The 14,177-nt window shown below is 68.8% G+C and carries 14 protein-coding genes; 4 read left to right on the top strand and 10 right to left on the bottom strand.

Annotation, left to right across the window (positions count from 1 at the left end; genetic code table 11):
- The first annotated feature begins 42 nt into the window (after positions 1-42).
- Positions 43-996 (top strand): LysR family transcriptional regulator, encoded by a 954-nt coding sequence (locus RMO97_RS19630; RefSeq protein ID WP_310542690.1) that lies wholly within the window; start codon positions 43-45, stop codon positions 994-996.
- 11 nt (positions 997-1,007) lie between these two features.
- Here the strand turns inward: RMO97_RS19630 and RMO97_RS19625 are convergent, their stop codons facing one another.
- The 4 genes from RMO97_RS19625 to RMO97_RS19610 all read right to left on the bottom strand — a co-directional run bounded on the left by RMO97_RS19625 (position 1,008) and on the right by RMO97_RS19610 (position 5,770).
- On the bottom strand, positions 1,008-1,991 hold the full coding sequence (locus RMO97_RS19625) for an NADP-dependent oxidoreductase (RefSeq protein ID WP_310542689.1): 984 nt from the start codon (positions 1,989-1,991) through the stop codon (positions 1,008-1,010).
- A gap of 96 nt (positions 1,992-2,087) precedes the next feature.
- Positions 2,088-3,068 (bottom strand): small ribosomal subunit Rsm22 family protein, encoded by a 981-nt coding sequence (locus RMO97_RS19620; RefSeq protein WP_310542688.1) that lies wholly within the window; start codon positions 3,066-3,068, stop codon positions 2,088-2,090.
- Positions 3,069-4,955, bottom strand: a complete 1,887-nt coding sequence (gene acs / locus RMO97_RS19615; RefSeq protein ID WP_409035345.1) for an acetate--CoA ligase — start codon at positions 4,953-4,955, stop codon at positions 3,069-3,071.
- Between the two features lie 131 nt (positions 4,956-5,086).
- Positions 5,087-5,770, bottom strand: coding sequence for a TetR/AcrR family transcriptional regulator (locus RMO97_RS19610; RefSeq protein ID WP_310542686.1), 684 nt, complete (start codon positions 5,768-5,770; stop codon positions 5,087-5,089).
- 71 nt (positions 5,771-5,841) lie between these two features.
- Between RMO97_RS19610 and RMO97_RS19605 the strand changes: the two genes are divergently transcribed.
- Both RMO97_RS19605 and RMO97_RS19600 read left to right on the top strand, forming a co-directional pair.
- On the top strand, positions 5,842-7,221 hold the full coding sequence (locus RMO97_RS19605; RefSeq protein ID WP_310542685.1) for a cytochrome P450: 1,380 nt from the start codon (positions 5,842-5,844) through the stop codon (positions 7,219-7,221).
- A gap of 75 nt (positions 7,222-7,296) precedes the next feature.
- Positions 7,297-8,046 carry a creatininase family protein gene (locus RMO97_RS19600; RefSeq protein ID WP_310542684.1) on the top strand — a complete coding sequence of 250 codons (750 nt, stop codon included), beginning with the start codon at positions 7,297-7,299 and terminating at the stop codon, positions 8,044-8,046.
- A 38-nt stretch (positions 8,047-8,084) separates the two neighbouring features.
- Here the strand turns inward: RMO97_RS19600 and RMO97_RS19595 are convergent, their stop codons facing one another.
- From RMO97_RS19595 to tsaD, 6 genes are all read right to left on the bottom strand, one after another.
- Complete coding sequence (locus RMO97_RS19595) at positions 8,085-9,209, bottom strand: cell wall hydrolase (RefSeq protein WP_310542683.1); 1,125 nt, start codon at positions 9,207-9,209, stop codon at positions 8,085-8,087.
- A 288-nt stretch (positions 9,210-9,497) separates the two neighbouring features.
- A complete protein-coding gene (locus RMO97_RS19590) occupies positions 9,498-10,214 on the bottom strand; it encodes a class I SAM-dependent methyltransferase (protein WP_310542682.1) in 717 nt (238 codons plus the stop codon).
- Positions 10,215-10,272: 58 nt separating this feature from the next.
- Positions 10,273-10,641: a Rieske (2Fe-2S) protein gene (locus RMO97_RS19585; RefSeq protein ID WP_409035344.1), complete on the bottom strand. Its 369-nt coding sequence runs from the start codon at positions 10,639-10,641 to the stop codon at positions 10,273-10,275.
- Positions 10,638-10,922 (bottom strand): YciI family protein, encoded by a 285-nt coding sequence (locus RMO97_RS19580; RefSeq protein WP_310542681.1) that lies wholly within the window; start codon positions 10,920-10,922, stop codon positions 10,638-10,640. Before RMO97_RS19580 ends, RMO97_RS19585 begins: the two co-directional genes overlap by 4 nt.
- An 11-nt stretch (positions 10,923-10,933) precedes the next feature.
- Entirely contained in the window at positions 10,934-11,932 is a 999-nt protein-coding gene (locus RMO97_RS19575; RefSeq protein ID WP_310542680.1) for an NAD(P)H-dependent glycerol-3-phosphate dehydrogenase, read from the bottom strand.
- Entirely contained in the window at positions 11,929-13,017 is a 1,089-nt protein-coding gene (tsaD, locus tag RMO97_RS19570) for a tRNA (adenosine(37)-N6)-threonylcarbamoyltransferase complex transferase subunit TsaD (protein ID WP_310542679.1), read from the bottom strand. Before tsaD ends, RMO97_RS19575 begins: the two co-directional genes overlap by 4 nt.
- A gap of 68 nt (positions 13,018-13,085) precedes the next feature.
- On the opposite strand from tsaD, the gene hemC reads away from it, so the two are divergent.
- Positions 13,086-14,039 carry a hydroxymethylbilane synthase gene (gene hemC, locus RMO97_RS19565; protein WP_310542678.1) on the top strand — a complete coding sequence of 318 codons (954 nt, stop codon included), beginning with the start codon at positions 13,086-13,088 and terminating at the stop codon, positions 14,037-14,039.
- Positions 14,040-14,177 lie beyond the last annotated feature (138 nt).

Below are 14,177 nucleotides of genomic sequence, written 5' to 3'. Positions count from 1 at the left end.
CGCTCTTGCAGTTGGGTTCTGCACAAATGCAGAATGGAGAACATGTTCGACTGGAATGACCTGAAAGCCTTCCTGGCCGTCGCGCGCGGCGGCTCGACCCTGGCCGCCGCAAAGACCCTGAGGATCAACCAGACCACAGTGGCGCGCCGGATCGAGGCGCTGGAGACCTCGGTGGGGCTTAAGCTCTTTGAGCGGGGGCAGACCGGCAGCCGCCTGACCGGGGCTGGTGAGGACCTGCTGGCGGAGGCCGAGCGCATGGAAGCCTCGGCCTCGGCCTTCGGCAGCCGGGCGGCGGCCCATCAGCGGGGCCTGGCCGGGACCATCAGGGTCACCTCGACGGAGCTCATCGCCAACCTGGCCATCACCCCGGCGCTCGGCGAGTTCCGCGCGCTGTTTCCCGATGTGAAGGTCGACCTGATCGTCACCGACAGGGCCCTGGATCTGGCGGCGGGAGAGGCCGACGTGGCGATCCGGGCTGGGCTCGCCCTGCCGGTCTCAGACCTGGTGGCGCGCAAGCTCGGGGAGTTCGATTTCGCCCTCTATTGCAGCCGCGACTACGCGGCGCGGCGGGGGTTGCCCTCCAGTGTGGAGGACTTGCGAAACCATGACCTGATCGGCGGTGACGGCGCGTCCTTGCCCCTTCCGGGCATGAAGTGGATGCTTGACCAGGTTCCCGGCGTGGAGCCGGCCCATACGTCCAACTCCGTGACCAACCTCAATATCGCGGTGAAGGCGGGCCTGGGAATCGCCCCGGTGGGCTGCCTGCTGGCCGACCTTGAGCCCGATCTGATCCAGTGCGTCCCGCCGGTCCCTGAGCTGCGGTACAGCGCATGGGTGGTCACCCGGCCCGAGTTGAAGGACACGCCCCGGATGCGCGCCTTCATCGACTTCATCGTCCCCCACTTCGCCGCCCTGCGCCGTGGCCTGGAGGCCAAGGGCGAGGCGATGAAGGCGGAGAAGGCCGCCGCGGTGGTGGCCTTTCCGAAGACGGCGTAGCGCCGAGGCGCCTAGTCGGCCAGCTTCACCAGCATCTTGCCGGCGTTGAGGCCTTCCATCAGGCCGATCAGGGCCTTGGGCGCGTTGTCGATGCCCTCCAGGACGGTCTCCTGGTACTTCACGCGGCCGTCCTTCAGCCAGCCGGCCATGTCGCGCTGGAAGTCGCCATACATGTGCATGAAGTCGGTGCCCACGAAGCCCCGCAGCATCACCCGCGAATAGATGATGTTGGACAGGTTCGAGACATTGGAGTGGCCGGAATTGTAGCCGGAGATGAAGCCGCAGACCGGAATCCGGCCAAGCGTGTTCATGCGGCGCAGGGCGGCCTCCAGGTGATCGCCGCCGACATTGTCGAAATAGACGTCGATGCCCTTGGGGGTGGCGGCCTCGAGCTGGCCGCGGATCGGGGCGTCCTTGTAGTTGATCACCGCGTCGAGCCCGACCTCGTCCTTCAGCCAGGCGGCCTTCTCGGCCGAGCCGGTGGAGCCGACGACGTAGCAGTTCTTGATCTTGGCGATCTGGGCGGCGATGGAGCCCACGGCCCCGCCGGCGGTGGAGACGAAGACCTGCTCGCCTTCCTTCAGGGCGCCGATGTGCAGGATGCCGCCATAGGCGGTGAAGCCGGTCATGCCCAGGGCGTGCATGTGGGTGGTGAGCGACAGGTCCGGGTCCGGCGTCAGCTTGGTGAGGCCCTTGCCATCGGAGGTGAAGTACTCGCGGAAGCCCAGGCGATTGGAGACCAGGTCGCCGACCGCGTAGTCGCTGGTCTTGGACTGGACGACGCGGCCGAGCGCCCCGCCCATCATGGCCACGCCCAGATCCTGGCCCGCGGTCAGACGCGGACGCATAGCCGGGTCCACCGACATGTAGAGGTTCTGCACCAGCACCTCGCCGTCGGCGACGTCCGGCACATGGGTTTCGACGATCTGGAACTGATCGACGGTGGGCATCGCCTTGGGGCGCTCGATGAGGTGGACTTCGCGGCTGACGGGCATGGCGCCCTCCCATTTGGAATTTGAAAAACAGAATTCTTTATCGCTGGCCCGGAAATATGGTGGGCGGCGGCGCCTGTTCTCTCACCCTGGCGCGCTCTAGGGAAGGGCGTCGCCCCAGTCGAGCCGCCGCGCCCAGGCATAGGCGGCCTTGTCGCGACGCGGCACGTCGGTCAACTCGACCGTTCCGGCTGGCGTGCAGAGCTTGAAGGTGATCGCCGGCCTGGCCACGCGCGGCGGGGCCAGGATGCGGGAGGTCCGGCTGAGCGTCGGGACGCCGGGGCGGGCCGCCACCAGATAGCTGAACTTCTCATCCTCGAAGGGCAGGTCAGCGCCCTTGGCCAGTCGGTGATCGCGCGACCGGGGCAGGCGCTGGACGAAATGGCACCAGTCCGGCGGGGTCAGGGGGCAGGCCTGGGCGTGGGGGCAGGGCGCCAGAAGTTCGGCCCCCGCCGCGATCAGCGTCTCCCGCGCGGCGAGGATCCGCCGGTAGCCGTCCGGCGTGCCCGGCTCGATCAGGGCCAGCGCGCCGTCGGTGGCGGCCCAGAGGGCCTGGACGGTCTCGGCCTGGCGGGCTGGGGCGATTTCGGCCAGGGCGTAGCTGGCGGTCACCAGGTCGGCCTGGGGCCAATCGGTTGAGGGCGCGGTCAGGTCGCCGCGTAAAAAGTTCGCGTTTCGCAGGGCGGGCCCGGCCTCGCTCGCCAGCTTGGCGGCCATGTCGAGGAAGGGGCGGCTGGAATCCAGCAGGGTCGCGGCCTGGATCCCAGGCCAAGTCTCCAGCGCCGCCCAGCTGGCCCCGCCGGGGCCGGTGCCGGCGTCCAGCAGCCGCTGGGGCGCGAAGTCAGGCGCAAGTCTCTCGAGTTCGGCGAAGACGAAGGCGTCCGCGGCATAGGTGGCGGGCAGGCGCGACAGCACATAGGCGATGGCATCGGCCTCGTCGGTGACCACCGCGCGCGAAGTCGCCCCGCCGCGATAGCCGCTGGAGATCTTCGCGGCCCGTTCGGCCAGGCCCTTGCGGGCGACACCCTCCAGCAGGCGGTCGGCGGCCAGGCGCAGGGCCACGGGCAGGTCGGGGCTCACCTAGCTGCCGATGCGGTTCTTCACCAGGTCGTCCACCACCGAGGGATCGGCCAGGGTGGAGGTGTCCCCCAGGTTCGAGAGGTCGTTCTCGGCGATCTTGCGCAGGATGCGGCGCATGATCTTGCCAGACCGGGTCTTGGGCAGGCCCGGCGCGAACTGCACCACATCGGGCGCCGCGAACGGTCCGATCTCCCGGCGCACCCAGCCCTTGAGCTCGGCCTGCAGGATGTCGGTGGGGGTGACGTCGGCCTTCAGGGTGACGAAGCAGTAGACGCCCTGGCCCTTGATATCGTGGGGGAAGCCGACGACGGCGGCCTCGGCCACGTTCTCGTTGCTCACCAGGGCGCTCTCGATCTCTGCGGTGCCGAGGCGGTGGCCCGAGACATTGATCACGTCGTCCACCCGGCCGGTGATCCAGTAATAGCCGTCCTCATCGCGGCGGCAGCCGTCGCCGGTGAAATATTTACCGGCATAGGTGGAGAAATAGGTGTCGAAGAAGCGCTGATGGTCGCCGTAGACGGTGCGCATCTGGCCCGGCCAGCTGTCGGTGATCACCAGGTTGCCGCTGGTGGCCCCGTGCAGGGTCTGGCCCTCGGCGTCCACCAGCTCGAACTTGATCCCCGGCAGGGGCTTGGCGCAGGAGCCGGGTTTCAGGGGGGTGGCGCCCGGCAGGGGCGAGGCCAGGCAGGCGCCGGTCTCGGTCTGCCAATAGGTGTCCACGATGGGGCAGCGGCCGTCGCCCACCACCCGGTGGTACCAGAGCCAGGCCTCCGGGTTGATCGGCTCACCCACCGTGCCCAGCAGGCGCAGCGACTTGCGCGAGGTTCTCAGGACCGGCTCATCGCCGTCGCGCATCAGGGCGCGGATAGCGGTGGGCGCGGTGTAGAAGGTGTTGACCTTGTGCTTGTCGATCACCTCCCAGAAGCGGGAATTGGTGGGATAGTTGGGCACGCCCTCGAACATCACCGAGGTGGCCGCATTGGCGAGCGGACCATAGACCACATAGGAGTGGCCGGTGACCCAGCCGACATCGGCGGTGCACCAGAAGACCTCGCCGGGCTTGTAGTCGAACACCAGCTCGTGGGTGTGGGCCGCCCAGACCAGGTAGCCGCCGGTGGTGTGCAGCACGCCCTTGGGCTTTCCCGTGGAGCCGGAGGTGTAGAGGATGAACAGCGGATCCTCGGCGTTCATCGGCTCGGGCTCGCAGGTGTCGGCGACTCCTTGCTTGAGATCCGAATAGAAGGCGTCGCGGCCGTCCTTCATGGGCACGTCGGCCCGGGTGCGGCGCACGACGATCACGTCGGTGACGTCCGGGCACTGCTCCAGGGCCTCGTCGACATTGCGCTTCAGGGGCACGATCTTGCCGCCGCGCAGGCCTTCGTCGGCGGTGATGACGATCCTGGAGTCACAATCCTGGATGCGGCCGGCGATCGAGTCCGGCGAGAAGCCGCCGAAGATCACCGAATGGACCGCACCTATCCGGGCGCAGGCCAGCATGGCGACGGCGGCCTGAGGGATCATCGGCAGGTAGATGGTGACCCGGTCGCCCTTCTGGACCCCGCGCGCCTTGAGCACATTGGCCATGCGGCAGGTCTCGGCGTGCAGCTGGCGGTAGGTGAGGTTGTCCCAAGGGGTCCCCTCGTCGCTCTCCCAGATGATGGCGACCTGATCGCCGCGCTTTTCCAGATGGCGGTCCAGGCAGTTGACCGAGACGTTGAGCACGCCGTCGCCGTACCAGCGGATGTGGAAGGGATGCTTGTGGAAGGAGGTGTCCTTGACCTGGGTGAAGGGCTTCATCCAGTCCAGGCGGCTGGCGACCTGGGTCCAATAGCCGTCGGGGTCGGTCTCGACGCGTTGAACAGCGGCCTCATAGGCCTGCACGTTCATCTTGGCCCGCTTGGCCCAGGCCGCGGGAACCGGGAAAACTTCGCCCTCGCTCACCGTTCTTAACTCCCATCAATACTTGGCTGCGAGTTATGCGGAGGGCGCCCGCCCGGCGCAACAGGCTGCGCCAGAAATCAGCGTTCCGGGATCAACTGCGCGAAGCCGGCGATCAGGCAGTTCATGCCGAAGGCGAACTGTCCGTCGACATCGCCGCCCGCCTCGAAGCTTCCGATGACCTGGGCGAAGTGAGGGTAGGCGCCGGTGGCCACCATCGCCTGGGCCAGTTCGTCATTTCCGTCGTGGCCGGTGGCGCGGCGTGCGACCAGGTCGGACTCGCCGATCACCCAGGTGATCACGTAGGAGAAGCCGGTGCTCATGGCGTAGCCCGCGTCCTTGGGCGCCAGACCCGCCCGCATCAGGATCGCCAGGATCTTTTCGGCATGGCCCATGATGTTGGGGCCCACGAAGAAGCCATGCGGCAGCAGCAGGGCCACGTCCCGACGCGCCAGGAGGTGGCGGCGCAACTGCTGGGCCATGTCGAAGATGTCCTCGCGCCAGTCGCGCCCCGGGAGTTCGAAGACCAGGTCGGCCATCAGGTGGTCATAGAGCGCCACCTGCAACGCATCCTTGTTCGGGAAGTGCCAGTAGAGGGCCGGCGCCTGGACCTGCAGCTGCGCGGCCACCGCCCGCATGGTGAGGCCCTCGAAGCCATCGCGCTCAAGGACCTGGGCGGCGGCGGCCACCACCAGGTCGGGACTGAGCTGCGGGCGGACCTTGGACGGAACACGGGAGACCATGGGCGTAGTTCTGTCATCCATTTAACGTTGTAAATCTCCTTCGAGGGGGTAGGCTTAGTTTAACGACGTTAAATGAGCCTGGGAGGGGCGCCATGACCGCCGTCGAGATGTCGCCCAAGCTGGTGGGGTCTGATCCGCCGCCGCGCCGCATGCCGCTGTTTGGCCTGGGCAAGGCCCTGCGCAAGCACCCCTTCCCCACCATCCCGCCCCAGGCCTATCAGACGCCGGTGCTCAAGGTCCCCACCCCGGGCGGCCAACGCTTCTACGTGGTCAGCGACCCGGCGGGGGTGAAGCGGATCCTGCTGGATCATGTCGCCAACTATCCGAAGACCGAGCGCGAGCGGCGATTCTTCTCGGCCATGTTCGGCGACGGCCTGCTCTCCACCGACGGCGACATGTGGCGCGCCCATCGACGAACGATGGCGCCCTCCTTCTCGCCCCCCAGCGTGGCTTCCTACGCGCCGGCCATGGCCGCCTGCGCCGAAGCCTTCCGCCAGCGCTGGGACCAGGCGCCGGAGGGCGCCGAGATCGACGTGGCCGAGGCCATGACCGACCTAACCCTGCAGATCATCGCCAGGACCATGTTCTCCACCGACGGCGCCGACGTGGCGGACGTGGTGCGCGGGACCATGGAGAAGGCCATGGAGCAGCTGGACTTCAACATCCTCGATATCCTGCCAGTGATCGGTGAGGGCCGCTTCAGGGCCCGTGAGCGGCGGATCGAGGCGATCTTCGCTGAAATGGACGGCGCCATCGCCCGGATGATCACCGAGCGCCAGGCCGATCCCGAGGGCGGGCCTCAGGACCTGTTGTCCCGGCTGATCGCCGCCCGCGACGGGGAGACCGGGGAGGGCATGAGCCCCAAGGAGATCCGCGACCAGGTGGTGACCATCTTCCTCGCCGGACACGAGACCACTGCGGCCACGATGTGCTGGCTCTGGTACCTGCTCTCGCAGCACCCGCAGGTGGAGGCGCGCCTGCACGCCGAGCTGGATCAGGTCCTGGCGGGCCGCACCCCCGGGCACGAGGACCTGGCTCAGCTGCCCTATGCAAGGATGGTGGTGGACGAGGCGCTGCGGGTCTATCCGGCCGCGCCGGGCCTCTCCACCCGGATGGCCCTGGAGGCCGACGAGATCTGCGGGGTGAAGATCCCCAAGGGCGCGATGATCGCCGTGGCCCCCTGGATCCAACATCGGCACGAGGCCCTGTGGGAGGACCCCGGACGGTTCGATCCCGAACGCTTCGCCCCAGGCGTCGAGCGGCCGCGTTTCGCCTATATGCCCTTCGGCGGCGGGCCCAAGGTCTGTATCGGCGCCCAGCTGGCCGTCACTGAGACTCTGCTGATCCTGGCGACCCTGGCCCAAGGCTACAGCCTGGCCCTGAGGCCGGGCCATGAGGTGGAGATCTTGCAGAAGATCACCATGCGCCCACGGGGCGGGCTGCCGATGATCCTGCGCCGGCGCCGGCGCTGACGCCGCAGCCGCTTACGGTCCGAGGGGGAACCGACTATGTGGGAAGGCCGCCCTTCTTCCCGCTAGGACCGCTCCATGCTGCTGCACCTCTCCACCTGGCCCGAGATCGAGGCCTTCCTCACCCGCTCCAGGACGGTGGTGATCCCGATCGGCTCCAACGAGCAGCATGGCCCGACGGGCCTGCTGGGCACAGACTGGCTGTGCCCGGAGATCATCGCCAACGAGGCGCAGAAATCGGGCGACATCCTGGTGGGGCCGACCTTCAACATCGGCATGGCGCAGCATCACCTGGGCTTCCCGGGCACCATTTCCTTGCGGCCCTCGACCTTCATCGCAGCCATCGGCGATTGGTGCCGCTCGCTGGGCCACCACGGCTTTGAGAAGATCTATTTCCTCAACGGGCACGGGGGTAATGTCGCCACCATCGAGGCCGCCTTCTCGGAGCTCTATGCGGAGGCGAGCTTCGCCGGCCGGCCGCGCGGCTTCTCGATGAAGCTGAAGAACTGGTGGGAGCTGCGAGGCGTGCTGGCGCTCGCCAACCGCCAGTTTCCGGTGGGTCATGGCAGCCACGCGACGCCCTCGGAAATCGCGGTGACCCAGTGGGCTTATCCCGACGCCAACAAGACCGCCGCCTACACGCCGCAGATCGCCCCCACCGGTCCGATCCGCGAGGCGCTCGATTTCCGCGCCCGCTATCCCGACGGCCGCATGGGGTCGGACCCCGCCCTGGCCACACCGGAAAAAGGCGCTGAACTGGTGGCGACGGCCGCGGTCGGCCTGATCGAGGACGTCAACGCCTTCTCGGCGGAAGTCGCGCCGGGCTAATCGGCTTCCTCCATTGCGGGGGAAGCAGGCTCGGGCCTCTAGAACATCGAGCCCGGCGTGGCGAGACGCGGCGGGCCCTTCTTCTTGGGCTGGCCGGTCCAGTCGAGGTCTTCGGCCTTCAGCAGGGCGCCGGCGTCCTTGGCGGCGTCAGCCACGGTGACCAGGGGTTCCTGCTTGACGGTCTCGGACTGGCTCTCGCTGGCCGGCGTCTTGCCGTCAGCGCCCTTAGGGGCCTTGGTCAGGACGGCTTCCTCCACCGGCAGGGCTTCCTGCAGGTTGTCGTGGGCCAGGGAAGCCTCGATCTTCGGCGTTGTGGCGTACTTGTCGAGGGCGGCGATCTGCATGCCCTCGGCCTCGGTGCCGAGATACTTGCCGGAGAAGGCCGGCGGCAGGCCCGAGGTCCCGGTCCAGCGATAGAAGATGTGGGCTCCGATGGCGCCGACCTTGACCAGGCTCGGGCTCCAGTACGCGGCGACATAGTTGGCGTGATAGTGGGTGGCGGTGCCGACCTTTTTCATCACGTAGCCGTTCAGGGCGGCCGAGGCGACGCTGCGGGCGCGCATCCAGCCGGCTTCCTGCGGCTGACGGTTCATCGCCCCGTCGCAGGTAAAGCTGAACTGGCAGCCGGTGGTGCGGTTGGAGCCCTGGAACACGACTCCGCAGACGGTCTTGGGGTAGGCCGGGTGGCGCATGCGGTTCAGCACGACCTGGGCGACCGCGCGCTGACCTTCGACGCTTTCCCAGGCGGCTTCGTAATAGATGGCCGCGGTTAGGCAATCGATGGCGCGGGCTTCGTCCAGCATGCCGCCGGTCTTGAGCTTGAAGGGACGCGCCGCCGGGTTGGGCAGGACCGAGGTCGGGTTGGCCAGGTTCCAGGCGCGGGCCTGGTCGGGATCGAGATCCTGCAGGCGGATGACGGCGGCGTCGTCCGCCGCACCCTCGGGCAGGGCGGCGTCGGGATTGATCACCTCGCTCGCCGGGGTCATCAAGCCGCCCATTCGGGGCTCGACGCGGCTGGCCAGGGTGAGCATCGCCGGGTCCATGCCAGCCTTGAGCCGCGCGAAGGCCTGGGGAGAGACTTCGCCCATCGTCAGGCGGGCCAGGCGCTCATTGCGACCATCCGGCGCCGCGGCGACAGCAACGCCGGCGGTTAGGGCGGCCACCAAGGCAAGTTCAACACCCACGAGATGGATGGCATCACGTCGCGGCAGACGGCTTTTGGCGGCCTGCAAAAGGTGACGCATGCGTTCCAACACGGTGGTGTTCTCTCCCGAGACAGTGCGCTGCAGCAATTGCAAGACGAACGCCATAACTCCGATTTCTGGAGCGCGCTACCATGAATCTTTTATTTTGTATTAACTAGGACAGGGCCCGGCGCCAAACAGCCGGCCTGCGCCCCGGAGTCCCGAGGCCTAACGCCAGAACAAGCGCTCAGCAGAGCCCGTCAGTAATCAGCGCGGGATTTCTAGGATCTTGGTCAGGGCCACTTGGCGGTAGACGGCCGTGATGTCGAAGTAGCGCCGGAAGACTCCGTGGAAGGCGTCCACCGCCTGCTTGACACCGGGGCCACCGATCTCGCTTTCGTGGTGCCAGTAATCGTCCAGAACCATCATCCCGCCGACGTTCAGCAGGGCGGCGCAGTAGGCCAGGTCGACGCCCACCGCCCAGGCCGTGTGCGACCCGTCGATATAGATCAGGTCGTAGGTCTCGCCCCGCTCCAGCATCCTGGGCAGTTCGTAGGTCGAGAAGCCCTTGTGGGTGGTCAGCCTAGAGAAGCCCAGTTTGGCGGTGTTGCGGGCGAAGCGCGGCTCGACCGCGTGGTACTTCTCTTCCGGGTTGAGGTCCTCGTCGAACCAGGGGTCGATCACCGTGACGTCTAGCTTTGCCGGCAGCAGCCAGTCCATGAAGGCCAGGTTGCGCCCCTCATAGGCGCCGATCTCCATGTACCGGATCGATCCGCGCTTGGCGGCGAAGTCCCGCAGCAGGGGCGAGACGAAGGGAATGTTCTGGTCGGCCCAGCCCTCGGTGAACTCGAAGTTCATGGCCTTGCAGTGGGCGGCGAAGGCGGCGGCGTCGTCATCGGCGCGCGGCGTGGCCAGCATGGTCTTGGCGAATTGCGGGGCGAACCGGTGGTTCATGGTCGCCAGGGCGCGAAGGGCGTCAGCCATGACAGGCTCCTCTAAAATATCTGGGAAAGAGGCTTAGCCTTGGTGGGTTAAGGAAGAGTCAGGCGGTGAAGACGTCGCCGTCCACCACCGTCACCGGCCAGGGGCGCAGGTGCTCGTCGGCGCAGGGTCCGGCCACGCAGAGCCCGTCGGCGGGACGGAACATGGCTCCATGCGCGGCGCAGATGATCCGGTCGCCCTCCCGTGTCAGGTAGCGGTCGTCCATGACCGCCAGGGGCCAGCCGTTGTGCGGGCAGGAGTCGACATAGCCGGCCACGCTCTGGCCCTGGCGCACCAGGAAGCCTGCGAACAGGGCGCGCTCGTTGCGGAACCGGAACCCCCTGGCGCCGGGATCGGCCAGGTCGGCGAGCGCGCACAGGCGCTGACCGGCGGGTGGCCTGGCCGGATTGTCGGGCTCGTCCCGGATCACAGGGTCCCGATGGTCGCGCGGAAGGGCAGGATCTGCACGCTCTGGAACAGGCCGGCCAGGGTATAGGGGTCGTCGCGGTTGAAGGCCCGCGCCACCTCCTGCGTCTCGCCCTCCATGACGATCAGGGAGCCGGCCATGTCTCCCTTGTCGTCCAGGATTGGGCCGCCCAGCTTGACCACGTTGCTGAAGGTCCCGGCATAGGCCAGGTGCGCCGGCCGGGTGGCCATGCGCAGGTCCAGGGAATTGGGCTTGTCGAGGCAGATCAGCACGAAGAGGGCCATGGGCGGTTCCTTCAGAATTCGGTCTTGATGGGGCGCGACAGCAGGCCGGCGATCGCGGTGTCGATGTCGGCCTCGCCCGCCAGGATGGCGGCCACGGCGTCGCAGATCGGGATCTCGACCCCGTGCTTGGCGGCCAGGCCGCGCACGGCGGGGGCGGAGGCCACGCCCTCGGCCACGGCCCCGCCCAGGCTGGCCAGGGCTTCTTCCAGGGTCATGCCCTGGCCCAGGGCCAGGCCGACGCGGTTATTGCGCGACTGGGCGCTGGAGCAGGTGAGCACCAGATCGCCCAGGCCACAGAGCCCGGCCACAGTCTCCGCCTCGCCGCCAAGCGCCTCGGCCAGGCGGGTCAGCTCGGCGAAGCCCCGGGTGATCAGGGCCGCGTGGGCGCTGCGCCCCAGGCCGCGGCCCTCGACGACGCCGCAGGCTATGGCCAGCACGTTCTTCACCGAGCCGCCGATCTCGGCGCCGATCATGTCGGTGGCCAGGTAGGGGCGGAACAGCGGGCTGGCGATGGCCTCGGCCAGGTCGCGACCCAGGTCCTCGTCGGGGCAGGCCAGGGTCACAGCGGTGGGCAGGCCGCGGGCCACCTCGCCGGCGAAGCTTGGTCCCGACAGCACGGCGGGGCAGGCGTGCGGCAGGGTCTCGGCCAGCACCTCGGTCATCAGCTTCAGCGACCCCTGCTCCACCCCCTTGGCGCAGAGCAGGATCGGCACGCCGGTCCGCGCATGGGGCGCGAAGGCCGCGAGGCTGGCCCGCAGGTGCTGGGCCGGGGTGACGTTGAGGATCAGGTCGCAGGCGGCGAGGTCGGCCATGTCGCCGGTGGCGGTCACGGGGCTGTCGAAGGCCACGCCCGGCAGGAAGAGGCTGTTCTCGTTCTTCGTCCGGATGGCGTCGACCACCTCGGCCTCCCGGGCCCAGAGGGTGGTTTGCAGCCCGGCGCGGGCGCAGACGAGGGCCAGCGCGGTGCCCCAGGCGCCGCCGCCGATCACGCCCGCGGTTGTCATGCTCATGCCTTTGCGCCCTTGCGTCCGAATGCGTGGGTGGGATTGGATAACGCCGCAGCGGCGTCCAAGGGCCAACGCGGCCTCGCGGGCGCGTCCAGGCGATCAGTCATGCCCAGGGCCAGGCGTTCGGCGCCAGCCAGCGCGATCATGGCGGCGTTGTCGGTGCAATAGGCGAGCGGCGGAGCGTCAAAGGTAAAGCCCCTGGCCGTGGCGGTCTCCAGCAGCTTGGCGCGCACCGCGCCGTTGGCCGCCACCCCGCCGGCCACCACGAAGCGCAGGTCGCGGTTTCCTCGGGCGATGGCGTAGGCGGCCATGGCGCGATCGGTGCGGTCCGACAGCTGGCGGGCGATGGCGGTCTGGACGCAGGCGGCCAGGTTCCTGCGCTCGGTCTCAGTGGTGACGGTCTCGGCCAGGCGTGCGGCGGCGGTCTTCAGGCCGGAGAAGGAGAAGTCGCAGCCGTCGCGGCCCAGCAGGGCGCGGGGCAGGGTGAAGGCGGTGGGGTCTCCGCCGACCGCCAGCTTCTCCAGGGCCGGACCGCCGGGATAGGGCAGGCCCAGGCTCTTGGCGATCTTGTCGAAGGCCTCGCCGGCGGCGTCGTCGATGGTGGAGCCCAGGCGCCTGCAGGCGCCCACCCCCTCGACGGCCAGCAGCTGGCAGTGCCCGCCGGAAACCAGCAGCAACAGGAAGGGATAGGGGATGTCGGCGGCCAGCCGGGCCGAGACGGCATGGCCCTCCAGGTGGTTCACCGCGATCAGGGGCAGGCCCCGCGCCAGGGCCACCGCCTTGCCGAAGGACAGCCCCACCATCACCCCGCCCACCAGGCCGGGGCCCGCTGTGGCCGCCACGCCCGAGAGGTCGGCATAGGTCACGCCCGCCTCGTTCATGGCCTGGGCGGCTATGGCGTCGATGGACTCAACGTGGGCCCGGGCGGCGATCTCCGGCACCACCCCGCCATAAGGCGCGTGGGCGGCGATCTGGCTGGCGATGACGCTGGAGAGAACCTCCACGCGGCCGTCGGCGGACCGGCGCAGCACCGAGGCGGCGGTTTCGTCGCAGCTGGTTTCGAGGCCGAGGAGAGTTAGGGCGGTCATCTGCGTTGCGGCTTGGGGTTCCGTCCTGTAGCGAACGGCTCAGTCCCCGCCGAGGTAGCCCTCCCGCCGTGCCCACGCAACCTGTCCGGATCGGAGCCCGCGGCTCCAAGCTCTCCCTGGCCCAGGCCGGCATGATGCAGCGTCGCATCGCCGCCGCCCTTGGCGCGCCTCCTGAAGACGCCGAGCGCGTCGCCCCGCTGATCATCATCACCACCACCGGCGACCGTGTGCAGGACCGCCGTCTGCTGGAGATCGGCGGCAAGGGCCTGTTCACCAAGGAGATCGAGGAGGCGATGCTGGAGGGCCGGATTGACTGCGCCATCCATTCCCTGAAGGACATGCCGGCGCTCTGCCCCGACGGCCTGACCATCGCCGCCATCCCGGAGCGCGAGGATCCCCGCGACGCCTTCCTGTCCTTCAAGGCCGAACGGCTCGAGGACCTGCCGCAGGGCGCGGTGCTCGGCACCGCCTCGCTGCGCCGCCAGGCTCAGTCCCTGCACCGCCGCCGTGACCTGGACGTCCAGATGCTGCGGGGCAATGTCGACACCCGCCTGGCCAAGCTGCAGGCCGGCGACGCCGACGCGATCCTGCTGGCCATGTCGGGCCTCAACCGCCTGGGCCTCGGACACCTGCCCCAGAGCCTGATCGATCCCGTCGAGGTTCCTCCGGCCCCCGGCCAGGGCGCCCTGGCCATCGAGACCCGGTCCGGCGACGTGGACCTGCCCTGGCTCGACGCCGTACGCCACCACGGGACCATCGTGGCCGTGGCCGCCGAGCGCGGCGCGCTCGCGGCCCTGGAAGGCTCCTGCAAAACCGCCGTCGGCGCCCACGCCCGCATCCTGGGCGACCGCATCCACCTTATCGTCGAGGCCCTGTCGCCGGACGGTGTCCACCGCTTCCGCCGGGAGGGCGAGGCCCTGCTGGGCGCCGACCACGAAGCCGCCGCCCGGGACCTGGGCCTGTCGCTCGGCGCCCAGGTGATGGAAGAGGGCGGCGACCTGCTCGCCCTCCACGAGGCGTGACGACCCTCCTGGGTTGCGTTGTGGCCAAGCGTGGCTCAACCGTGTCAGGACGATGAGCGCACGCAAGATCTGGATCACCCGGGCCCAGCCCGCCGCCGAGGCCACCGCCGCCCGCGTCCGCGCCCTGGGGCATGAGCC

Origin of the sequence: Phenylobacterium sp., assembly GCF_031425575.1 — a bacterium.
Lineage (GTDB): Bacteria > Pseudomonadota > Alphaproteobacteria > Caulobacterales > Caulobacteraceae > Phenylobacterium.
The sequence above is the reverse complement of the archived record's forward strand: the minus strand, read 5'-3'. Positions and strand labels throughout refer to the sequence as shown.